Source organism: Enterobacter cloacae complex sp. IR5402, assembly GCF_049238125.1.
Taxonomy (GTDB): domain Bacteria; phylum Pseudomonadota; class Gammaproteobacteria; order Enterobacterales; family Enterobacteriaceae; genus Enterobacter; species Enterobacter hormaechei_C.
This window is the reverse complement of the sequence record NZ_JBMKHO010000001.1, coordinates 37,946-59,410: the sequence shown is the minus strand read 5'-3', so window position 1 is coordinate 59,410 and position 21,465 is coordinate 37,946. Positions and strand designations below refer to the sequence as shown.

General features: G+C 50.9%; 24 protein-coding genes and 2 pseudogenes. 18 read left to right on the top strand and 8 right to left on the bottom strand.

Annotated elements, in window-relative coordinates:
* Positions 1 to 47: 47 nt before the first annotated feature.
* Positions 48 to 474: pseudogene (locus ACOTXL_RS00340) on the bottom strand (toxin YdaT family protein).
* Positions 458 to 739, bottom strand: coding sequence for a transcriptional regulator (locus ACOTXL_RS00335; protein ID WP_000391950.1), 282 nt, complete (start codon positions 737 to 739; stop codon positions 458 to 460). Before ACOTXL_RS00335 ends, ACOTXL_RS00340 begins: the two are co-directional and overlap by 17 nt.
* 100 nt (positions 740 to 839) lie before the next feature.
* Here ACOTXL_RS00335 and ACOTXL_RS00330 point away from each other — a divergent pair, with 100 nt between their 5' ends.
* The 8 genes and pseudogenes from ACOTXL_RS00330 to ACOTXL_RS00295 all read left to right on the top strand — a co-directional run bounded on the left by ACOTXL_RS00330 (position 840) and on the right by ACOTXL_RS00295 (position 7,323).
* Positions 840 to 1,259 (top strand): hypothetical protein, encoded by a 420-nt coding sequence (locus tag ACOTXL_RS00330; protein WP_000362155.1) that lies wholly within the window; start codon positions 840 to 842, stop codon positions 1,257 to 1,259.
* A gap of 265 nt (positions 1,260 to 1,524) precedes the next feature.
* Positions 1,525 to 1,680: a DUF1391 family protein gene (locus tag ACOTXL_RS00325; RefSeq protein WP_071607875.1), complete on the top strand. Its 156-nt coding sequence runs from the start codon at positions 1,525 to 1,527 to the stop codon at positions 1,678 to 1,680.
* Between the two features lies 1 nt (position 1,681).
* Positions 1,682 to 1,783 (top strand): annotated as a pseudogene (gene ydfB / locus ACOTXL_RS00320) (protein YdfB); the annotation flags it as partial.
* An 855-nt stretch (positions 1,784 to 2,638) separates the two neighbouring features.
* Positions 2,639 to 2,932 carry a cell division inhibition protein DicB gene (dicB, locus tag ACOTXL_RS00315; protein ID WP_001328011.1) on the top strand — a complete coding sequence of 98 codons (294 nt, stop codon included), beginning with the start codon at positions 2,639 to 2,641 and terminating at the stop codon, positions 2,930 to 2,932.
* Positions 2,929 to 3,120, top strand: a complete 192-nt coding sequence (gene ydfD, locus ACOTXL_RS00310; RefSeq protein WP_001083297.1) for a lysis protein YdfD — start codon at positions 2,929 to 2,931, stop codon at positions 3,118 to 3,120. The genes dicB and ydfD overlap by 4 nt, the downstream gene beginning before the upstream one ends.
* Positions 3,121 to 3,212: 92 nt before the next feature.
* On the top strand, positions 3,213 to 5,684 hold the full coding sequence (locus tag ACOTXL_RS00305) for an exonuclease (protein ID WP_001537739.1): 2,472 nt from the start codon (positions 3,213 to 3,215) through the stop codon (positions 5,682 to 5,684).
* 72 nt (positions 5,685 to 5,756) lie between these two features.
* Positions 5,757 to 6,008 carry an excisionase family protein gene (locus ACOTXL_RS00300; protein ID WP_000005552.1) on the top strand — a complete coding sequence of 84 codons (252 nt, stop codon included), beginning with the start codon at positions 5,757 to 5,759 and terminating at the stop codon, positions 6,006 to 6,008.
* A gap of 34 nt (positions 6,009 to 6,042) precedes the next feature.
* Positions 6,043 to 7,323, top strand: coding sequence for a tyrosine-type recombinase/integrase (locus tag ACOTXL_RS00295; RefSeq protein ID WP_000876985.1), 1,281 nt, complete (start codon positions 6,043 to 6,045; stop codon positions 7,321 to 7,323).
* A gap of 203 nt (positions 7,324 to 7,526) precedes the next feature.
* Here the strand turns inward: ACOTXL_RS00295 and ACOTXL_RS00290 are convergent, their stop codons facing one another.
* The 3 genes from ACOTXL_RS00290 to ACOTXL_RS00280 all read right to left on the bottom strand — a co-directional run bounded on the left by ACOTXL_RS00290 (position 7,527) and on the right by ACOTXL_RS00280 (position 10,213).
* Positions 7,527 to 8,546, bottom strand: coding sequence for a Zn-dependent oxidoreductase (locus ACOTXL_RS00290; RefSeq protein WP_003857408.1), 1,020 nt, complete (start codon positions 8,544 to 8,546; stop codon positions 7,527 to 7,529).
* 14 nt (positions 8,547 to 8,560) lie between these two features.
* Complete coding sequence (gene manD / locus ACOTXL_RS00285; protein WP_003857410.1) at positions 8,561 to 9,775, bottom strand: D-mannonate dehydratase ManD; 1,215 nt, start codon at positions 9,773 to 9,775, stop codon at positions 8,561 to 8,563.
* 111 nt (positions 9,776 to 9,886) lie between these two features.
* Positions 9,887 to 10,213 carry a YnfA family protein gene (locus tag ACOTXL_RS00280; protein ID WP_003857412.1) on the bottom strand — a complete coding sequence of 109 codons (327 nt, stop codon included), beginning with the start codon at positions 10,211 to 10,213 and terminating at the stop codon, positions 9,887 to 9,889.
* Between the two features lie 150 nt (positions 10,214 to 10,363).
* Between ACOTXL_RS00280 and ACOTXL_RS00275 the strand changes: the two genes are divergently transcribed.
* Complete coding sequence (locus ACOTXL_RS00275) at positions 10,364 to 10,702, top strand: DUF1283 family protein (RefSeq protein ID WP_003857414.1); 339 nt, start codon at positions 10,364 to 10,366, stop codon at positions 10,700 to 10,702.
* Entirely contained in the window at positions 10,702 to 11,262 is a 561-nt protein-coding gene (gene speG, locus ACOTXL_RS00270; RefSeq protein WP_003857416.1) for a spermidine N1-acetyltransferase, read from the top strand. Before ACOTXL_RS00275 ends, speG begins: the two co-directional genes overlap by 1 nt.
* A 17-nt stretch (positions 11,263 to 11,279) precedes the next feature.
* On the opposite strand, the gene ACOTXL_RS00265 is transcribed toward speG, so the two are convergent.
* Positions 11,280 to 11,990: a YnfC family lipoprotein gene (locus ACOTXL_RS00265; protein ID WP_003857419.1), complete on the bottom strand. Its 711-nt coding sequence runs from the start codon at positions 11,988 to 11,990 to the stop codon at positions 11,280 to 11,282.
* 142 nt (positions 11,991 to 12,132) lie between these two features.
* On the opposite strand from ACOTXL_RS00265, the gene ACOTXL_RS00260 reads away from it, so the two are divergent.
* The 7 genes from ACOTXL_RS00260 to ACOTXL_RS00230 all read left to right on the top strand — a co-directional run bounded on the left by ACOTXL_RS00260 (position 12,133) and on the right by ACOTXL_RS00230 (position 18,374).
* A complete protein-coding gene (locus ACOTXL_RS00260) occupies positions 12,133 to 12,888 on the top strand; it encodes a glycosyltransferase family 25 protein (RefSeq protein WP_045350651.1) in 756 nt (251 codons plus the stop codon).
* 128 nt (positions 12,889 to 13,016) lie between these two features.
* Positions 13,017 to 13,322: a DUF1161 domain-containing protein gene (locus ACOTXL_RS00255; protein WP_003857424.1), complete on the top strand. Its 306-nt coding sequence runs from the start codon at positions 13,017 to 13,019 to the stop codon at positions 13,320 to 13,322.
* Between the two features lie 130 nt (positions 13,323 to 13,452).
* Positions 13,453 to 15,810, top strand: a complete 2,358-nt coding sequence (locus tag ACOTXL_RS00250) for a DmsA/YnfE/YnfF family dimethyl sulfoxide reductase (RefSeq protein ID WP_045350652.1) — start codon at positions 13,453 to 13,455, stop codon at positions 15,808 to 15,810.
* Positions 15,811 to 15,820: 10 nt separating this feature from the next.
* Positions 15,821 to 16,438 (top strand): DMSO/selenate family reductase complex B subunit, encoded by a 618-nt coding sequence (locus tag ACOTXL_RS00245; RefSeq protein WP_023314068.1) that lies wholly within the window; start codon positions 15,821 to 15,823, stop codon positions 16,436 to 16,438.
* Between the two features lies 1 nt (position 16,439).
* Complete coding sequence (locus ACOTXL_RS00240) at positions 16,440 to 17,294, top strand: dimethyl sulfoxide reductase anchor subunit family protein (protein WP_003857433.1); 855 nt, start codon at positions 16,440 to 16,442, stop codon at positions 17,292 to 17,294.
* 44 nt (positions 17,295 to 17,338) lie between these two features.
* On the top strand, positions 17,339 to 17,953 hold the full coding sequence (dmsD, locus tag ACOTXL_RS00235; RefSeq protein WP_003857435.1) for a Tat proofreading chaperone DmsD: 615 nt from the start codon (positions 17,339 to 17,341) through the stop codon (positions 17,951 to 17,953).
* A gap of 109 nt (positions 17,954 to 18,062) precedes the next feature.
* Complete coding sequence (locus ACOTXL_RS00230) at positions 18,063 to 18,374, top strand: YebG family protein (protein ID WP_003857437.1); 312 nt, start codon at positions 18,063 to 18,065, stop codon at positions 18,372 to 18,374.
* A 175-nt stretch (positions 18,375 to 18,549) separates the two neighbouring features.
* Here the strand turns inward: ACOTXL_RS00230 and catA are convergent, their stop codons facing one another.
* Positions 18,550 to 19,227, bottom strand: a complete 678-nt coding sequence (gene catA, locus ACOTXL_RS00225; protein ID WP_045351135.1) for a type A chloramphenicol O-acetyltransferase — start codon at positions 19,225 to 19,227, stop codon at positions 18,550 to 18,552.
* 85 nt (positions 19,228 to 19,312) lie between these two features.
* Entirely contained in the window at positions 19,313 to 20,197 is an 885-nt protein-coding gene (locus ACOTXL_RS00220) for a LysR family transcriptional regulator (protein ID WP_045351134.1), read from the bottom strand.
* A gap of 114 nt (positions 20,198 to 20,311) precedes the next feature.
* On the opposite strand from ACOTXL_RS00220, the gene ACOTXL_RS00215 reads away from it, so the two are divergent.
* A complete protein-coding gene (locus ACOTXL_RS00215) occupies positions 20,312 to 21,439 on the top strand; it encodes an alpha/beta hydrolase (RefSeq protein WP_045351133.1) in 1,128 nt (375 codons plus the stop codon).
* Positions 21,440 to 21,465 lie beyond the last annotated feature (26 nt).

Below are 21,465 nucleotides of genomic sequence, written 5' to 3'. Positions count from 1 at the left end.
TTTTTACTCACGAGTTGCCGGAAGCGATTCGATATGGCTATTATCACTCAATGCACTGCCACAGCATTTCCTGCCGGGCCACCACGGTTCATCTGATTGAAACCGGCGATTGCCACTGCGACAAAATCATCAGCGTCTCTCACCAGTCGCTCCCGCGTCTCCACCAGCTCCCGAAAATAAGCTGAACTGTGGCTGCGCATTCTGCGCCACCAGCAAAGGTGGCATTGCCTTTTCGATCGCTGGTAACAACGCCTGAATTTTTTCAACTGCATCAGGGGTGTCTTTCTCTACCCAGCGGAAAATTTTCTGGGTATTGCGAGCCAGGGCTTCCGGATGGCTGTCGTCATGCAGTTCTGGGAACGTCATACCCAGTTCAAAATAAGCCCTGGTTATTTCAGCTGCCGGAACTTTTTCACCGTCCGGATGCGCCCAGGCATTCATCGCCATGCGGATGTGTTCATGCTTGATTTTCATGAATCAAGCTCCTAGAAAGTGGTTGTGTTAACGTTTTGGTATCTTCCAGCTCGGGCCAAATATTCATCCAATCAAAAGGCCTTAGTTGCTGACGTGTAACTTCACCATTACTGGCTCGTTCAATAAGGACACATAACGATGCCCCTAACACTTGACCTTTACTCAATGCCTTTCTTAGATAACCGATGCTGGTACCACACTCGCATGCAAACATACGCTGTTCATCTGACGAAAGAGAATTGAGAAATATTCTTAATTCTTCCATAGCTACTCCTTAGTAAACACAGCAAAGAATACCTACAGGTAAACAAAAGTCAATACCCACAGGTTGTTTACCTTGCAGTAATCGCATCTATTATTTACCTATGGACAAATATGAATTTAGACGACAGCAACTCATCAAAATTCGTGATGAGAAATGCGATGGTAAAGCGGTTAACGTGGCCAGAAAGATCGGGCGCGAGCCTTCTTATGTATCAAGAATGTTGTACCCAGAGGGGAAAAAGGGAAAAAAACGGATCGCTGATGATATGGTGGAGATTATCGAAGAGTCCTTTGGGTTACCCCGGGGATGGATGGATGGTATCGTTTCATCATCAACGAACACAGCCTCCAGTTATGAAACAAGGGTTCTAACGCCACGACAACGTATTTTTTTAGATCTCTTAGACGAACTGCCAGAAAGTGAAGCGGATAACTTATTAAAAACTCTTGAAGAGAAAAAACAGTATTACAATATGATCTACGAAGAAATCCGTAAAAAGAAAGCACAAAACGCATCATAGCTCACCAAACAACTAGTCACCAGTTAAGACACCGCAAAAAGTTACCCATGGGTATTTACTTTTTAAATACCTATGGGTATCCTTCTTTTCATACCAACTCACCCCGCTCCACAGAATGCAGGGCAATACTTCGAGTTACCAGGCAGTGGTCAGGGGTTAAGTAGCCAGCCCGAGGCGTAAGAACATGACGGCAGGGTACAACTTTAATAACTATGCAGCAGGTTTTTGTTCCGCTACCCCGGCGTTAAGGGGAAATGAGGTCAGCATGGATACTATCAATCTTGGCAACAGCGAATCTCTGGTATGTGGCGTGTTCCCCAACCAGGACGGTACGTTCACCGCAATGACGTATACCAAAAGCAAAACGTTTAAAACCGAAAATGGTGCCCGTCGCTGGCTGGAAAGAAACTCAGGTGAGTGATATGGATTTCGACACAATCATGGAAAAGGCTTACGAAGAATACTTCGAAGGCCTTGCCGAAGGCGAAGAAGCTCTCAGCTTCAGTGAGTTTAAACAGGCACTCAGAATAAGAATGTGCTCTCACAATGACGCGGAGCACAAATATGAGAAGCAAAATCAGACCGCAGAAAATTTTGTTCTGGAACCCGGAGAAACGCTTTTCAAAATTCCCGTTACGTGCCCCATTTGCGGTTTTACATCAGAAGAACTTGACGACTCCTGTAACAATCAGGAAACAACCAAGTATGTCGAAGATGATACCGAGTGCGCACGAAGAACGATTATATCCACGAGTCCAAACTCCAGGGCCAATAAATCTCACTTTGAGAGGGTGATTAATCCACTCCCCCAAACCAATAAAAAAGATGCCGGAGGACAAAAAACCCAATGGAACAACGGGATATCTGTCAAAAAAAGACGTTCCATTAAAGACAAACAACGCAGCGCCAACAACTGTAAGCGCTTTATACCAGTAATCAATTTTCATGTTCTTAAGCGGATTTATTGGTGGTTGCGACATTGCTTAATGAATCCTTAAAACTGTGGTGATTTTAAGGATACCACCTCGCCTGACGTGGTTAAAAGCAGGCACACAACACGAAAGCGCACGGCGAAGTTCGTCTCACTGTACGGTGTCGTTAAATTTAATTCGACCGTGCGCTTCCGGTTGTGGCAACCCGCAAAATGGCGCGGCGGTAAGTATGGCGGGGTTATTCCTTCCCCGTTGAGGACACCGGGTTGTCAGGTTGACCATACGCTTAAGTGACAACCCCGCTGCAACGCCCTCTGTTATCAATTTTCTGGTGACGTTTGGCGGTATCAGTTTTACTCCGTGACTGCTCTGCCGCCCTTTTTAAAGTGAATTTTGTGATGTGGTGAATGCGGCTGAGCGCACGCGGAACAGTTAAAACCAAAAACAGTGTTATGGGTGGATTCTCTGTATCCGGCGTTAATTGTTAACTGGTTAACGTCACCTGGAGGCACCAGGCACTGCATCACAAAATTCATTGTTGAGGACGCGATAATGAAAACGTTATTACCAAACGTTAATACGTCTGAAGGTTGTTTTGAAATTGGTGTCACTATCAGTAACCCAGTATTTACTGAAGATGCCATTAACAAGAGAAAACAAGAACGGGAGCTATTAAATAAAATATGCATTGTTTCAATGCTGGCTCGTTTACGTCTGATGCCAAAAGGATGTGCACAATGAATTCAGCATTTGTGCTTGTTCTGACAGTTTTTCTTGTTTCCGGAGAGCCAGTTGATATTGCAGTCAGTGTTCACAGGACAATGCAGGAGTGTATGACTGCAGCAACCGAACAGAAAATTCCCGGTAACTGTTACCCGGTCGATAAAGTTATTCACCAGGATAATATCGAAATCCCGGCAGGTCTTTAAAACAGTTCCGTAATAAATATCCGGTTTCATTCTTATATGCCAGCAATGGCAGGGATTTGTTCATCCTTAAATCTGTCATGAGGTTAAAACAAATGAGTAAAGTCTTTATTTGCGCCGCTATTCCTGACGAACTGGCAACAAGGGAAGAAGGCGCTGTGGCTGTAGCCACAGCCATTGAAGCTGGCGACGAACGCCGTGCTCGAGCAAAATTTCACTGGCAATTCCTGGAACATTATCCGGCTGCTCAGGACTGCGCTTATAAATTTATTGTCTGCGAGGATAAACCTGGCATACCCCGCCCTGCCCTCGATTCATGGGATGCTGAATATATGCAGGAAAACCGCTGGGATGAGGAGTCTGCTTCTTTTGTCCCGGTTGAGACTGAATCCGATCCGATGAACGTCACTTTTGACAAGCTGGCCCCTGAAGTACAGAACGCTGTCATGGTTAAGTTCGACACATGTGAAAACATCACCGTTGATATGGTTATTAGCGCACAGGAATTGTTGCAGGAAGACATGGCAACATTCGACGGACATATCGTTGAAGCGTTGATGAAAATGCCAGAAGTTAACGCCATGTATCCGGAGCTTAAGTTGCACGCCATTGGGTGGGTTAAGCATAAATGTATTCCTGGTGCTAAATGGCCCGAAATTCAGGCAGAGATGCGCATCTGGAAAAAACGTCGCGAAGGTGAACGCAAGGAAACCGGAAAATACACGTCTGTTGTTGATCTCGCCCGCGCCAGAGCCAATCAACAGTACACTGAAAATTCAACAGGAAAAATCAGCCCGGTCATTGCTGCCATTCATCGCGAATACAAGCAGACATGGAAAACACTGGATGACGAACTGGCCTACGCTCTCTGGCCTGGTGATGTGGATGCCGGAAACATTGACGGCAGCATCCATCGCTGGGCAAAAAATGAAGTTATCGACAACGACCGCGAAGACTGGAAGCGTATCTCGGCATCAATGCGCAAACAGCCTGATGCCCTTCGCTACGACCGCCAAACTATTTTTGGCCTTGTCCGTGAGCGTCCGATCGACATTCACAAAGATCCCGTAGCACTGAACAAATATATCTGCGAATACCTGACGACAAAGGGCGTGTTTGAGAATGAAGAAACAGACCTGGGCACTGTTGATGTTCTCCAGTCATCAGAAACACAAACTGATGCAGTGGAAACTGAGGTATCTGATATCCCAAAAAATGAAACCGCGCCGGAAGCTGAACCATCTGTAGAGCGTGAGGGGCCGTTCTATTTCCTCTTCGCAGATAAGGACGGAGAAAAATACGGTCGCGCAAACAAACTTTCTGGTCTGGATAAGGCACTGGCTGCTGGCGCCACTGAAATCACAAAAGAAGAATATTTTGCCCGAAAAAATGGCACATACACGGGCTTACCGCAAAATGTAGATACCGCTGAAGATTCAGAACAACCAGAGCCGATAAAAGTTACCGCTGACGAAGTAAACAAAATTATGCAGGCAGCCAATATCATCCAGCCTGACGCCGATAAGTTGCTTGCTGCATCACGTGGTGAATTTGTTGAAGGGATTAGTGACCCGAATGATCCGAAATGGGTTAAGGGGATCCAGACCCGCGATTCTGTGAACCAGAACCAGCATGAATCGGAACGGAACTACCAAAAAGCGGAACAAAACAGCCCAAATGCGTTACAAAACGAGCCAGAAACGAAACAGCCTGAATCAGTGGCGCAACAGGAAGTGGAAAAAGTCTGCACCGCCTGCGGTCAGACCGGCGGCGGCAACTGCCCTGATTGTGGCGCGGTAATGGGCGACGCAACATACCAGGAAACATTCGATGAAGAGTATCAGGTTGAAGTTCAGGAAGATGATCCGGAGGAAATGGAAGGCGCTGAACATCCACACAAGGAGAACACTGGCGGCAATCAGCATCACGATAGCGATAATGAAACTGGCGAGACGGCAGATCACTCAATTAAGGTGAACGGTCATCAAGAAATCACATCCACCAGCAGGACGTGTGACCATCTAATGATCGACCTTGAAACCATGGGAAAAAATCCTGATGCCCCGATCATCTCAATAGGTGCAATATTTTTCGATCCGCAAACCGGAGATATGGGACCGGAATTTAGTAAGACTATCGATCTGGAAACTGCTGGCGGAGTCATTGATCGGGACACCATTAAATGGTGGCTTAAGCAATCACGCGAAGCGCAATCTGCCATTATGACCGATGAAATCCCGTTAGATGATGCACTGTTACAATTGCGGGAATTTATCGACGAAAACTCCGGTGAATTTTTTGTTCAGGTCTGGGGAAATGGAGCCAACTTCGACAACACGATTTTGCGCCGTTCATACGAACGGCAGGGGATCCCCTGCCCGTGGCGTTACTACAACGATCGCGATGTACGCACAATCGTTGAGCTGGGGAAAGCCATAGACTTCGATGCCAGAACGGCTATTCCATTCGAAGGTGAGCGCCATAATGCACTTGATGACGCCCGTTACCAGGCAAAATACGTTTCAGTTATCTGGCAAAAACTGATCCCGAGTCAGGCTGATTCTTAATGTTCAACTGTCGCCGGTTGTGACTGGTATTCTGCAACCGGCGCTCGTCTGATGTAAGAGATAAAGAAATCGATGAGCGAAGTAATCATGATTGTCTCTCCCGGCAAATGGGTATCCGAAGAGCAGTTAATTGCGCTGAAAGGAATAAAAAAAGGTACGTTAAAAAAGGCCCGGGAAAAATCGTTTATGGAAGGAAGGGAATATAAGCATGTCGCTCATGACGGTATGCCATGGGATAACAGTCCATGCTTTTACAACCTGGAAGAAATTGATCGCTGGATTGAGCGCCAGGCATCAGCAAGACCAAGACGTCATCTTACTTGACTAAAAGCCACACTAACTAATGAGAGAAATTGAAATGAAATATCCGACAGGCGTGGAAAACCATGGAGGGAAATTACGCATCTGGTTTGTTTATAAAGGCGTAAGAGTCAGGGAAAACCTGGGGGTTCCTGACACAGCAAAAAACAGGCGCGTTGCAGGTGAGCTACGCGCCTCTGTTTGTTACGCAATAAAAACTGGTGTTTTCGACTATGCAAAACAGTTTCCCTCCTCACGCAATCTGGAAAAATTTGGTGAGACCCGACAAGATTTAACCATAAAAGAACTGGCTGAAAAATTTCTGGCACTGAAAGAAACTGAAGTCGCAAAAACATCACTCAACACATACCGTGCCGTCATCAAAAATATCCTGAGCATAATCGGTGAAAAAAATCTTGCCTCATCGATTAATAAAGAAAAATTACTGGAGGTTCGTAAAGAGCTACTGACTGGATACCAGATCCCCAAAAGTAACTATATTGTTACACAACCAGGGAGATCGGCTGTAACTGTAAATAATTACATGACAAATCTTAACGCCGTGTTCCAGTTTGGTGTTGATAACGGTTACCTGGCAGATAACCCGTTTAAGGGGATCTCGCCATTAAAGGAATCAAGAACCATTCCGGATCCTCTTTCGCGGGAGGAATTCATCCGTCTTATCGATGCGTGCAGAAATCAGCAAGCCAAAAATTTATGGTGTGTTTCTGTTTATACTGGCGTTCGCCCTGGTGAGCTGTGTGCACTTGGATGGGAGGACATAGATCTGAAAAATGGAACAATGATGATCAGGAGAAATTTAGCAAAAGACCGTTTCACGGTACCAAAAACACAGGCGGGAACCAATCGGGTCATTCATCTTATTAAGCCAGCAATCGACGCTCTCCGGAGTCAGATGACATTAACGAGACTGAGCAAAGAGCATATCATTGATGTTCACCTCAGAGAGTATGGCAGAACAGAAAAACATAAATGCACCTTTGTTTTTCAACCTGAAGTGTCAGCGAGAGTAAAAAATTATGGTGACCATTTTACCGTTGACTCAATAAGGCAGATGTGGGACGCAGCGATAAAACGTGCCGGACTCCGCCATCGAAAATCATATCAGTCGAGACATACTTATGCCTGCTGGTCGCTGACAGCTGGTGCTAACCCGGCATTTATAGCAAACCAGATGGGCCATGCAGATGCGCAAATGGTATTTCAGGTATACGGAAAATGGATGTCTGAAAACAATAATGCACAGGTAGCTTTGTTAAATACACAGTTAAGCGAGTTTGCCCCAACCATGCCCCATAACGAAGCAATAAAAAATTAATTTAATATTTATCAAATAGTTGACACGTATGACTCTTGAAATCCATAAATTCCAGGGCGGTGCCCAGCCAGCCAGATACGGCGGCTTTCACCAAATCTGACGTACTTCTTTGAGGTTGTGCTTGAGTCATAATGGCTATCTCTGAAAGGTAAGATGCGTACCACTTAGAGCCTGTCTTCGCAGGCTCTTTACCGCGTGAATTATTATTGGTCGAACGTGAGCAAGACTTTGCAGCACTGCCGCTGGTCTTTTTCAAACAGTTCGATGGCGTCTGTAACGTGGTGATAGTCAAATGTATGGGTGACCAGTTTTTCAGGGTCGATCAGCCCTTTTTCCAGCCAGTCAATGACCACCGGGAATTTGTTGGCATTCAGGCGCGAAGAGAAGATCGACAGCTCTTTGCCGGTGATCCCCTGCTGCACGATCTGGCTCGGGTCGCTGGAAAATCCCATCAGCACGATGCGCGCCGCCGGAGACGCCAGCGTAATCGCTTCCTGCAAAATGGACGGATGACAGGCAGCATCGATGATTAATGTCGGCTTGATGCCTTTTTCATCCAGCGCAGTCTGTAACGACTGCTCGCCGTTGTTGAAGACCCAGTCTGCGCCGCTGCGTTGCGCCATCTCCAGCCGCTCATCAATGCGATCTACCACGATGACCTGCTTCACCTTGTAAACGCCCTTCAGCGCCTGCACGGTGACCAGCCCCATCGGGCCTGCGCCGTAGATCAGCGCCACGTCCTGTTCGGTGGGTTTCGCCTGCCCCGTCACGTTGGCGGCAATGGTGAATGGCTCAACCATCACCGCGTGTTTGTCAGGGATCGCATCCGGAATGTGCCAGGCATTTTTCGCCGGCACGACGGCGTATTCGCTGAAACCACCGTCGCGATGGACGCCCAGCACCACCAGCGAGGTGCAAACGTTCGGTTTACCAACGGAACAGGGGTAGCAGTGCCCGCAGCTGATCACCGGATCCACCGAAACGCGCTGACCCAGTCGGGTGCCCTCCACGCCTTCGCCAACCGCGTCTATTTCGCCAAAGAATTCGTGACCGATTACCCGCGGATATTTTGCAAACGGGTTATGCCCGCGATAGATATGGCTGTCTGAACCGCAGATACCGGCGAGCTTAATTTTGACGCGGACGTCGCCTGCCCCCGGCAACGGGAGAGGACGCTCCTCAATCTCCAGCGCATTCGGCTGTTGGATCACTACGCTTTTCATCATTCGCTCCTCGTTTACCAGTTCCAGAGAGTGCCGTCTTCCAGACGGGCCACCGGCAGATAAGCCGGATCGTACGGGTATTTCGCTGCCAGCTTCTCATCAAACTCAATGCCCAGCCCTGGCTTGTCGCCCGGGTGCATATAGCCGTTATCGAAGCGCCAGCTGTGCGGGAACACTTCCAGCATCTGCTCTGAATAACCCATATACTCCTGCACACCAAAGTTCGGTACCCACAGGTCAAAATGCAGCGCCGCGGCGTGGCAAATCGGCGACAGATCCGACGGGCCGTGTGAGCCGGTACGCACCTGGTAGAGTGAGGCAAAGTCCGCAATGCGACGCATCCCGGTGATGCCGCCCGCATGGGTTATGGTGGCGCGGATATAGTCAATGAGCTGCTCTTCAATCAGCTGCTTGCAGTCCCAGATGCTGTTGAACACTTCCCCCACCGCAATTGGCGTGACGGTGTGCTGGCGGATCAGGCGGAAACACTCCTGGTTTTCAGCGGGAGTCGGATCTTCCATCCAGAACAGGCGGTACTCTTCAATACTTTTGCCGAACCGCGCCGCTTCGATGGGCGTCAGACGGTGATGCATGTCGTGAAGGAGATGTTCACTGAAACCGAACTGGCTGCGCACTGCGTCGAACAGTTTGGGCGTGAAGTCGAGGTATTTCTCGGTGGACCACAGCTGCTCTTCCGGCCAGGCGCCCTTGGTCGCAGGTTCATACGCCAGCCCTTTGCCTTTGGCCATGCCGTAGGTGGTTTTCATTCCCGGCACGCCGCACTGCACGCGAATTGCCTTGAAGCCCATCTCTTTATGACGGGCATAATCTTCCAGCACGTCGTCAATGGTGTGCCCGGTGGTGTGACAATAAACCATCACCCCTTCCCGGGAAGCCCCGCCCAGAAGCTGATAGAGCGGCATGTTCGCGGCTTTCGCCTTAATGTCCCATAGCGCCATATCCACGGCAGAAATCGCTGACATGGTGACCGGACCACGACGCCAGTAAGCGCCTTTATAGAAGAACTGCCAGATATCTTCGATGCGGTGCGCATCGCGGCCAATCAGCTGAGGGCACAGGTGATCTTTCAGGTAAGAGGCAACGGAAAGTTCGCGTCCGTTCAGCGTGGCATCACCCAGGCCGACAATGCCCTCATCGGTCGTAATTTTAAGGGTGACAAAGTTACGCCCCGGGCAAGTGACAAATACTTCAGCCCCGACAATCTTCATAATCCATTTCCTTACATCGCTCGTTGTGATGCAGGAAATTTACGCAACTACACTACTACCATACAAGTATAATGATCGTAAAATCAGCGGGCGATCACACTATAAGGACGCTTATGCGCGTCCCCAACCGGCCACGATGATCAACATGCCGCACAGGGCAATCAGCGCGCCTGCCCAGTCATACAGGCTTAGCCTGACGCCATCGACAACGCGCAGCCACAGCAGCGCGGTACAGACGTACACTCCGCCGTAGGCCGCATATACCCTCCCGCTGGCGGCCGGATGCAGGGTGAGCAGCCAGACAAAAAGGGCCAGGGACACACCCGCCGGGATCAGCAGCAGCGCGGAAGCGCCCCGCTTTAGCCAGAGCCACGGCAAAAAGCATCCGATGATTTCGCACAGCGCGGTCGCGAAAAAAAGCAGCGTCGTTTTGAACATTTTTCTCGTTTCGTGAGGATTGATTTAGACATCATACGCGATAATGTTCACATCGTTCCCATACCTGCCGCGCGGGTATGACACCCTTTCGGATTGGTGTAGAATCCAACGGGATAATCCGATTGTCTGCACCCGTTTAAAGGAAACGCTATGACTACATTAAGCAAACGCCTTTGTCTGGCAGCCGCACTGGCACTGTCCTCGTTCGCCTTCGCCGCAACGGCATCAGCCGAAACCAGCAAACTCATCATTGAGTCTGGTGACAGCGCGCAAAGCCGCCAGAATGCTGCCATGGACAAAGAACAATGGAATGACACCCGCAGCCTGCGTCAGAAAGTGAATAAGCGCGTGGAGAAAGAGTGGGATAAAGAAGACGTCGCGTTTGATGCCCGCGACAAATGCCAGCAAAGTGCCAACGTCAACGCTTACTGGGAGCCTAACACCCTGCGCTGTCTCGATCGTCGCACTGGCCGCACGGTAGCACCGTAATGTCGACGCCGTGTGACGTTAAGCTCCGTCCGCTGGAGCGCGAAGATTTACGCTTTGTTCACCAGCTCGACAACAATGCCAGCGTGATGCGCTACTGGTTTGAAGAGCCTTATGAGGCGTTTGTCGAGCTGTCCGATCTCTACGATAAGCATATCCACGATCAGAGTGAACGCCGGTTTGTGGTGGAGTGCGAAGGTGAAAAAGCCGGGCTGGTTGAACTGGTTGAGATCAACCACGTTCACCGTCGGGCGGAATTTCAGATCATTATTTCACCGGAGCACCAGGGGAAAGGTCTTGCGTCGCGAGCGGCAAAGCTGGCGATGGATTACGGGTTTAACGTCTTGAATCTCTACAAGCTTTACCTTATCGTCGACAAAGAGAACGAAAAAGCGATTCATATCTACCGTAAGCTGGGCTTTATGGTGGAAGGTGAACTGATCCATGAGTTCTTTATTAACGGCGAATACCGTAACACCATACGCATGTGCATTTTCCAGCATCAGCATCTGGCCGGGCATAAGTCCTCCTCCGCCAGCCTGCTTAAACCCACCGCGCAGTAACCTGCGCGGTTTTATTCTCAATAATATTCAATGCTGTTTTTGATGGTGTACTTGCGCTCAACGGCAGGTTTGACGCTGTCATCTGTTATCACCAGCTCACAGTTCACCGGGTTGTTGTGGCGATCGTAATCACAGCTCTGCTTTACATTGCCCATCGGTTTATCGTTCAACAGGCTTACCGCCGTATAATCCATGCGCTTGCGCAGATCTTTCGAAGGCACCGACTTGACCGATAAACGCTGGTCGCCGGAAACCGTAGTTTTACCCAGCGGGTAGCCGTCGGCGTCATACTGGTACTTCACTTCCATCTCTTTACTGTGCGCTGCAACCACAAACCCGTTATCGTCGGTGTCCCACGTCAGGCCGGCAGACGGCAGTTCCGCCAGCTGGCATTTCCCCTGTAACTTTACCTTCTGCTGCTGGGTTTCCGCATCGACGTAGTAGTTAGCATCCAGCACCAGCGCAACGCCCGTATTCGCTTCGAGATCGTGCAGTTCAAGCGTATCGAAACACCCTTCCGTTGACATCGTGCCGGTCACACGTTTAGAGACTTCACCCTTATCGTTGAATAGCGTCTGGGTAAAATCCTTCACCGGCCCGCGCAGAGGATCAAAGTCAAACTCGTTCGAAAAGCTCGCCATCTCCGGCGTAAATGACAGCGGCGCGGTGTTGTTGTCGCATCCCACCAGTACCGTTGCCAGTAGCGTTATCGCTGCGTATTTGTTCACATCATTTACCAAAAGGATGAAAGGATAGTGGCACTTATAGTAGCAAATAGTATGGTAACGATGTTGAATTGATTCAAATACTGGTAAAATGTAAGAATGTAGATGTAGTCCAGTCAAACAGTCTTTAAGGAACGTTCAAAGGATGAGAACTTTTATAATCAATCTCAAACACTCGCTCGAACGTCGTGCAAAAATGGAATCTCAACTATTAAAGCTGAACATAGCACACGAATTTATCGAAGCAATTGATGGTCGGAAAATGGCTGAAGCTGAACGCAAAAATGTTACGCGCGAGGTAAATTATGCTTTTCTCCCGGGTGAAGTTGGTTGCGCATTAAGTCATCAGGAAATATATAAAAAAATAATATATGAAAATATCGACACAGCTCTCATCCTCGAAGATGATGTTGTAATAAATAATGATTTACGTGAAATACTCGACAACGTAACGCTTAGCGCGACTAAACCTGAGATTATACTTCTTAGTCGAGTTAATAAATATTACAAAAAGCCTCTTAAAAGCATAAGCGGCTCATATAGCATTCATAAAACTCAACAAGCCACGACTGCTCACGCTTATATTATTAATCAAAAAGCTGCCAGTAATCTCCTTCAAAACCTATATCCTGTGTGGATGGTTTCTGACAAATGGACCTTGTTTGAAGATTTATCTTTAGCGAAAATTCATTCAATCGTGCCTTTTCCAGTACGTCTTTCCGAAGAAGCGAACGCCTCGACTATTAATGAATCGAAAGGCGATGCTGCTTTAGATGCCAAAAAGAAAGAAATCTGGGAGTTGCTGATGCGGGAAAGACCTTTAGCTGCAAAGCTTCGCCACCGTTATCGACGCGCGATTACGCCACTGTTCAATACAATAATTAATCAAGGGAAAGGGTAAGCTTATTATTCTTTTTGATTACAGCGCGTTTCAGCACCACCAGGACAATTCAGAAAGACAGACCCAAAAACAAAAGCTTACCCTAGCCCTGCTATGCTTACAGTCTACACAGTGAAAAGGAGCTACAGATGAAACGGTTACCCTGGATTACCGCCCTGCTGTTAATGAGTGCTTCACCCGCTCTTCTTGCGGCCCCGGATTCCTGCGAGCGCGTGAAAAGCGACATTCAGCAGAAGATTATCAACAACGGCGTACCGGAGTCTGGCTTTACCCTGAACATCGTCCCGAACGATCAGGCCGATCAGCCGGATGCGCAGGTCGTTGGGCATTGTGCCAACGATACTTTCAAAATTTTGTACACCCGCACCAGTAGCGGCAACTACCCGGTGAGCGGCGCAGGTACGCAGGAGAATGCGCCCGCTGAGCCGCAATGATTTTCCCACTCAATTCCCCTGATTTGACGAGGATTAATATTTAATACCTCTAAATAAGTAACACTCCCCCCATCATTAGCCCGGTTGTAGTCACGGGTGAAAATAATTATTAACAATGATGGGGTGAGTCATGTCCGAAGTTGAACATCACGGCGGGATAAGCCGTCGAACTCTGGTTAAATCTACTGCCATAGGATCTCTGGCGCTTGCCGCCGGTGGGATCGCATTACCTTTTGGTCTAAAAAGCGCCGCCGCCGCTGTGCAGTCCGCTATTCAGCCCGCAGATGACAAAGTCGTCTGGGGCGCCTGCTCGGTAAACTGCGGTAGCCGTTGTGCGCTGCGTCTGCACGTTCGCGATGACGAAGTCTATTGGGTTGAAACGGATAATACCGGCGAGGATGTTTACGGCAACCATCAGGTTCGCGCCTGCCTGCGAGGCCGTTCAATTCGCCGTCGCATCAATCACCCAGACCGTCTGAACTATCCGATGAAACGCGTGGTCGAAAAATACGGCAACGAAGCGGTCTACATTAACTACTCCTCCGGAATTGTAGGCGGCAACATCACCCGTTCCTCCCCTTACGCCTCGCTGGTCGCGCGCCTGATGAACTGCTACGGCGGCTTCCTCAGCCACTACGGCACCTACAGCACCGCGCAGATCGCCTGCGCAATGCCCTACACCTACGGCAGCAACGACGGCAACAGCACATCGGATATCGAAAACACCAAACTGGTGGTGATGTTCGGCAATAATCCGGCGGAAACGCGCATGAGCGGCGGCGGGATCACATACTTCCTTGAGCAGGCGCGCGAACGGTCAAACGCGCGGATGATCGTTATCGATCCGCGTTATACCGACACTGCCGCAGGGCGTGAAGACGAGTGGATCCCGATTCGTCCGGGCACCGATGCCGCGCTGGTGGCAGGTATTGCGTGGGTGCTGATTAATGAAAATCTGGTCGATCAACCTTTCCTCGATAAATACTGCGTGGGTTATGACGAAAAAACCCTGCCGGAAGGCGCACCAGCTAATGGTCATTACAAAGCCTATATTCTCGGCCAGGGTGATGACAAAACCGCGAAAACTCCGGATTGGGCGTCTCGCATAACGGGCATCCCTGCCGAACGCATCATTAAGCTGGCCCGTGAAATCGGTTCGGCGAAACCGGCCTACATTTGCCAGGGCTGGGGCCCGCAGCGTCAGGCAAACGGGGAGCAAACGTCCCGCGCCATCGCCATGCTGCCGATCCTGACCGGCAACGTCGGCATTAACGGCGGTAACAGCGGCGCACGCGAATCGACCTACACCATCACCATCGAACGCATGCCGCTGCCGGAAAATCCGGTGAAAACGCAAATCTCCTGCTTCAGCTGGACGGATGCCATCGTGCGTGGACCGGAGATGACCGCCCTGCGCGACGGCGTACGCGGCAAAGATAAGCTCGATGTGCCGATCAAGTTCATCTGGAACTACGCGGGTAATACCATCATCAACCAGCACTCCGATATCAACAAAACTCACGACATTTTGCAGGATGAGAGCAAGTGCGAAACGATCGTCGTCATTGATAACTTCATGACCTCGTCTGCGAAGTATGCCGATATTGTTCTGCCGGATCTGATGACCGTCGAGCAGGAAGATATCATCCCCAACGATTACGCCGGCAACATGGGATACCTGATTTTCCTCCAGCCGGTTACCGCCCCGAAGTTCGAGCGCAAGCCCATTTACTGGATCATGAGCGAAGTGGCGAAACGCCTCGGACCGGATATCCATCAGAAATTCACCGAAGGCCGTACGCAGGAGCAGTGGCTGCGCTACCTGTACGCCAAAATGGTCGCCAAAGATCCGCTGCTGCCGTCCTACGACGCGCTGAAAAAAATGGGTATTTATAAGCGCAAAGATCCAAATGGACATTTTGTGGCCTATAAAAAATTCCGTGACGATCCGGATGCCAATCCGCTGAAAACCCCGTCGGGCAAAATCGAGATCTACTCCAGCAAGCTGGCGGATATTGCGGCAACCTGGGAACTACAAAAAGACGAAACCATCACCCCGCTGCCGGTCTATACCTCAACCTTTGAAGGCTGGGACGCGCCCGAGCGCAGCAAATTCCCGCTGCAATTGTTCGGTTTCCACTTTAAAGCCCGTACCCACTCCAGTTACGGCAACGTAGATGTGCTCCAGGCCGCCTGTCGCCAGGAGGTGTGGCTTAACCCTGTGGATGCAGAGCAACGAGGTATCAAAAATGGGGATATGGTGCGCGTCTTCAACGACCGCGGCGAAGTGCGCATTGCTGCGAAAGTCACCCCGCGCATCATGCCCGGCGTAAGCGCGATGGGCCAGGGCGCCTGGCATGACGCCAACATGAACGGCGATCGTGTCGATCACGGCTCCTGCATCAATACCCTGACCACGCACCGCCCGTCACCGCTGGCGAAAGGCAACCCGCAGCACACGAACCTGGTGCAGATCGAGAAGGCATAAGGATTAACCGATGACAACCCAGTATGGATTTTTTATTGATTCCAGCCGCTGCACCGGGTGCAAAACCTGCGAGCTGGCCTGCAAGGATTACAAAGATCTGACCCCGGACGTTAGCTTCCGTCGTATTTATGAATATGCGGGCGGCGACTGGCAGGAGGATAACGGCGTCTGGCATCAGAATGTCTTCGCCTATTACCTGTCGATTGCCTGCAACCACTGCGAAGATCCGGCCTGCACCAAGGTCTGCCCGAGCGGGGCAATGCACAAGCGCGACGACGGTTTTGTGGTGGTGGACGAGGATGTCTGCATCGGCTGTCGCTACTGCCACATGGCCTGCCCGTACGGCGCGCCGCAGTACAATGCCGCCCAAGGCCACATGACCAAGTGCGACGGCTGCCACAGCCGGGTGGCGGACGGCAAAAAGCCTATCTGCGTCGAATCCTGCCCGCTGCGCGCGCTGGACTTTGGCCCGATTGAGGAGCTGCGCAAAAAACACGGCCAGCTTGCTGCCGTCGCGCCGCTGCCGTCTGCGCACTTCACAAAGCCGAGTATTGTGATTAAACCTAACGCCAACAGCCGTCCGACGGGGGACACCACCGGCTACCTGGCAAACCCGAAGGAGGTGTGAGATGGGAAGTGGATGGCATGAATGGCCGCTGGTGATCTTCACCGTTTTCGGGCAGTGTGTGGCCGGCGCGTTAATCGTGATGGGCTTCGTCTGGCTTAAGGAAAATGATGACAAGGCCAGAATGCGCATCGTGCGCAGCCTGTTTTTTCTCTGGCTGGTAATGGGTATTGGGTTTATGGCTTCGGTGCTGCATCTTGGCTCCCCGCTGCGTGCCTTCAACTCGCTTAACCGCGTGGGCGCGTCAGCGCTGAGTAATGAGATCGCGGCAGGTTCGATCTTCTTTGCCGTGGGCGGTTTCTGGTGGCTGGTGTCGGTTATCGGTAAAATGCCCCCAGCTTTGGGCAAAATCTGGCTGGTTGTCAGCCAGCTTCTGGGTATCGTTTTTGTCTGGGCGATGACCCGGGTCTATCAGATAGAGACTGTCCCGACCTGGTATACGGGTTACACCACGCTGAGCTTCTTCCTGACGATGGTCCTTGCTGGTCCTCTGCTGGCCGCGCTGCTGCTACGCGTCGCAAACGTGACATTCAAAGGTACTCTTGCCGCGTCTGTCAGCATACTGGCAATTATCGTCTGCGTGGCGGTCGTCGTGTTGCAAAGCAATACGCTGGGGACGATACAGAGTTCCATCCAGCAGGCCAGCGCCCTGCTGCCAGATTATGGTTCGCTTCAGGTATGGCGCATCGCGTTGCTGGCGGCGGGTTTAGGCTGCTGGATCTGCCCGCTTATTCGTCGTCAGGAGCCAAAAACACTCGGCCTGTTTGCAGGTGTCGTTCTGGTGGCGCTGGGTGAACTGATTGGCCGTGGGCTATTTTATGGTCTGCATATGACCGCAGGGTTAGCAATTGCAGGTTAACACAGGTGCGCGGGGCTACCCGCGCGCAAGTAAGGAAAGTTGTAATGAATGATGTCTCACACCGCGAATCGTTCGCGTTCAGCGCCCGGGTACTGGGCGCGCTGTTTTATTTCGCCCCAGACAGCGAGCAGATCGCGCCGCTGGTGAGTGCCCTGACCGCAGGTGACTGGGTTCAGGACTGGCCGCTGGCGGAGGAAAACCTGCTGCCTGTCGCCAGTATGTTTAAGACCCCATCGGATGAAGCGTTGAAAGACGCCTGGCAGCGTCTGTTTATTGGCCCGTATGCCCTGCCCGCCCCCCCGTGGGGCTCGGTCTGGCTTGATCGCGAGTCAGTGCTGTTTGGCGATTCGACCCTCGCGTTGCGTCAGTGGATGCGTGAAAACCATATCGCCTTTGAGATGCAGCAGAATGAGCCTGAAGATCATTTCGGAACGTTGCTGATGCTGGCGGCATGGCTTGCCGAGAATGGTCGCGAAACAGAACGCGACCAGCTTCTTGCCTGGCATCTGCTGCCATGGAGCACGCGTTTCCTTAGCGTATTCGTTGAAAACGCGGCCCATCCGTTCTACACCGCGCTGGGTAAACTTGCCCAGCTGACGCTGGCGGAATGGCAGTCCACTTTGCTGATCCCGATTGCCGAAAAAACGCTGTACCGATAACAGCACCTGGCTTGTCCACCCGTTGTGCAGGCCAGGCTCGCACATTTTTGCTGCAACACAACGTCACAACTGCTATACTGTATATAATTACAGTATACGGGGGTGCACAATGGCTGTTGAAACAAAATTTGTTGTCGTAAGAAAAGGTGAAGAAAAAATGACATTTGCCAGTAAGAAAGAGGCTGACGCTCACGACAAACTGCTCGATATGGCAGAAGCGTTTACCGACTGGCTGTTGCAAAGCGGAATGCAGATGGATGAAACGCAGGCGGAAAACCTTGGTCTGTATCTTGCCGAGCAGAAAGAGTCCGTGCAGCATATCCTGCGTACCAGCAAGCTTCCCGAGCGCAATGCTGCAACGGATAAAACAGCATCAGATGCGGATAGCAGCAAAAAAATCCGGGCCGTCAAAGCCGCCTGATCGTCAGAACGACTCATCACCTGTCATGCCGCCGCGGGCCGGAAACGGCTCGCGGCTTAATCATGCATTATGTCGATCTTCTCGAAAACAATGCGATTGAACATTTTAATCTGTTCTGGCGTAAAATTTGGTTACAGCATTTCCTCTCGTCAGACGTATGTTAAAAACACGTGAATCACACGTTCGGCGCCTCTGAATGGTGTGGTAAATTATCACATAACTCTTGCAACTCGTTGATCATCCTGGCTACATGGAAGCCATCACAAACAGAATGATGGACCTGAACGGCGAAAGGCAACAAGACTTTTTCATCCTGGTTATAGTATTTTCCAAACGTGAACATGGGCGCAAAAAAATTCCGCATGTTAGCGACGTTGACGTTAAAACTGCTAAAACTGACCCACGGAATATCAGATATGAAAAATATATTCTCCCGGGACTCTTCCTTAGGCCAGTAAGCAAGGATATTGCCATAGCGGGCAACATCTTCTGCATAAACGCGCTGAAAATGGTGAATATTTCCATCGTAATGACTCCATAACGATGAAAATGTCTCCGTTTCTTTATGGAAAAGGGTATAGCTTGGATGAACCTCATTCCATATTACAAGCTCATCATCCTTCATGGCCATACGGAATTCCGGATGCCGGTTTACGACGTCAGAAATAAGGGAAATAATCGCAGGATAAAATTTCCAGCCAACCTCTTTGATATGCTTTAGCAGTACGGTAATGTCCAGCTGAACCGTTTGGTTAAATGTAGATTGAGCAAAGCCCTGAAATACTTCAAAGTGTTCCTTTCTTGCCCAACGTGATAAGTCAACTACCGTATATTCTGGCATTATTTTTGTCATTTCAGAGCCTTAGTTGAGCTGCGCTATATAAAATAGTAGCGTATCACAAACGCAGGGGCTGTATAGACCATAGCGCAGAGGCACCCTAAATTTTCAGCGTATCAATCACCGCTCTCAGCGCCGGGGATACGTTGCGGTGTGGATAATAGAGGTACAGTCCGTCCATCCGCAGGCTGTAGCGCTGTAAGACGCGTATAAGCGTGCCACGCTCCAGATCGTCAGCCACCAGCTCAACCGGGACATAGGCCAGCCCGAGTCCCAGCCGGGCCGCTTCGGCCTCCATGTAGCTGTCGGAAAAGGCCCATTGCCCCTCCGGGCGGTGAGTCACTCGCTTCCCATCCTGCACAAGCTCCCATTGATAGTGGTTACCGTCGGCAAACTGGTAGGCAATGCAGGGATGAGCATCCAGATCGGCGGGCGTCTGCGGGAAACCATAGCGCCGAAAATGCGCCGGAGCGGCAACCACAGCCATCTCCATATCGGGCGTGATGCGCACGGCAATCATTCCTTGTCCCACCTCCGGCCCAAGCCGGACGCCCGCGTCGAATCGCTCGGCAATGATATCCACGAACCGGCTCTCATTCATCAATTCCAGACGGATATCCGGGTAACGCTGTTTGAAGATAGCGAGCTTTGGCAGCAGGCATTTTTCGATGGCGTGCTGGCTGGCATTAATACGCACCGTGCCGGATGGCGTCTGGCGGTAATGCGCCAGTCTGGTCAGCCCGGTATCGAGCGCATCAAAGGCTGAACCAGCGGTCTGGTAAAGTTGCTCCCCGGCGTGGGTCAGCGACAGTTTGCGCGTTGTACGCACCAGAAGCCGAACACCCAGCCGCTCTTCCAGCTCGCGAACCGATCGACTGATCCCGGATTGTGCCAGCCCGAGCCGTTGCGCGGCTGCCGTGAAGCTTCCCTCCCGCACCACCTGGATAAACAGATACAGCTCATTGTAGTTTTCCCGCTTCGCCATCATGCCTCATCAATTCATAACAATATGATATTAATCCTAGCAGCCTTTGGCCTCTAATCAGCACTATTTCTGCTAACTATAATGACCGCATTACAACAACACACGGTACCTCTTATGCAAACATTCGCCCAAAAACTGTCCGTTGCGCTGCTGCTATGCGCATCATTAAGTGGAGTGACAACAATGAGTTATGCAGAAACACGAAATCCTGCCGCCCCCGTTTCGATGGTGACAACCTGGGATAAGACCTTCGCCGAGAGCAATAAAGTCGACCACCGCAAGGTGACGTTCGAGAACCGATACGGGATCACCCTGGTCGGCGATCTGTACATTCCCAGGAACAGCGGCGACCAGAAGCTGGCGGCGATTGCCGTCAGTGGACCGTTCGGTGCGGTAAAAGAACAATCCAGTGGTCTTTACGCCCAGACTCTGGCTGAACAGGGGTTCGTGACCCTGGCCTTCGACCCATCCTACACGGGTGAAAGCGGCGGCCAGCCGCGTAACGTTGCCTCCCCTGACATCAACACCGAAGACTTTAGCGCCGCAGTGGATTTCCTCGGATTACAGAAAGAAGTCGACCGTAACCGTATCGGCATTCTCGGGATCTGCGGCTGGGGTGGTATGGCGCTGAACGCGGCATCCATGGATACCCGCGTGAAGGCGGTCGCCACCAGCGTTATGTACGATATGAGCCGCGCGATGGGTCACGGCGTGGGCGACGGGAAAGATCGTTATTCAGCGGCCGATCGCCGGGCCGTGTTGCAGTATCTGAACGCGCAACGCTGGAAGGATGCTGAAAGCGGCACCTTCGCCCATGGCGGCCACGATATTTATGTCGATGAAAACGGTAAGGTAACGGCGGCCGGGCGTATTCTGCCGGAAGCATTGCCCGCCGATCCGCATCCGGTACTGAAAGAGTTCTATGATTACTACCGTATGCCGCGCGGCTTCCATGCCCGTTCCGTAAACTCCACCGGCGCATGGACCGCGACCATGCCGTTGTCCTTTATGAATATGCCGCTGCTGAGCTATGCCGGGGAGATCACCATCCCAACGCTGATTGTGACCGGTGAAAACGCGCACTCACGTTTTTTTGCGGAAGATGCGTTTAAAGCTGTCGGCAGCAAACAGAAGGAACTGGTGATTGTTCCCGGTGCGAATCACGTTGATCTCTACGATAACGTCGCAGGGAAAATCCCGTTCGCGCAGTTCGTGCAGTTTTTCAAAACCAGTCTGGATTAATTCTCTTAGCCCCCGGCAATCAGGGG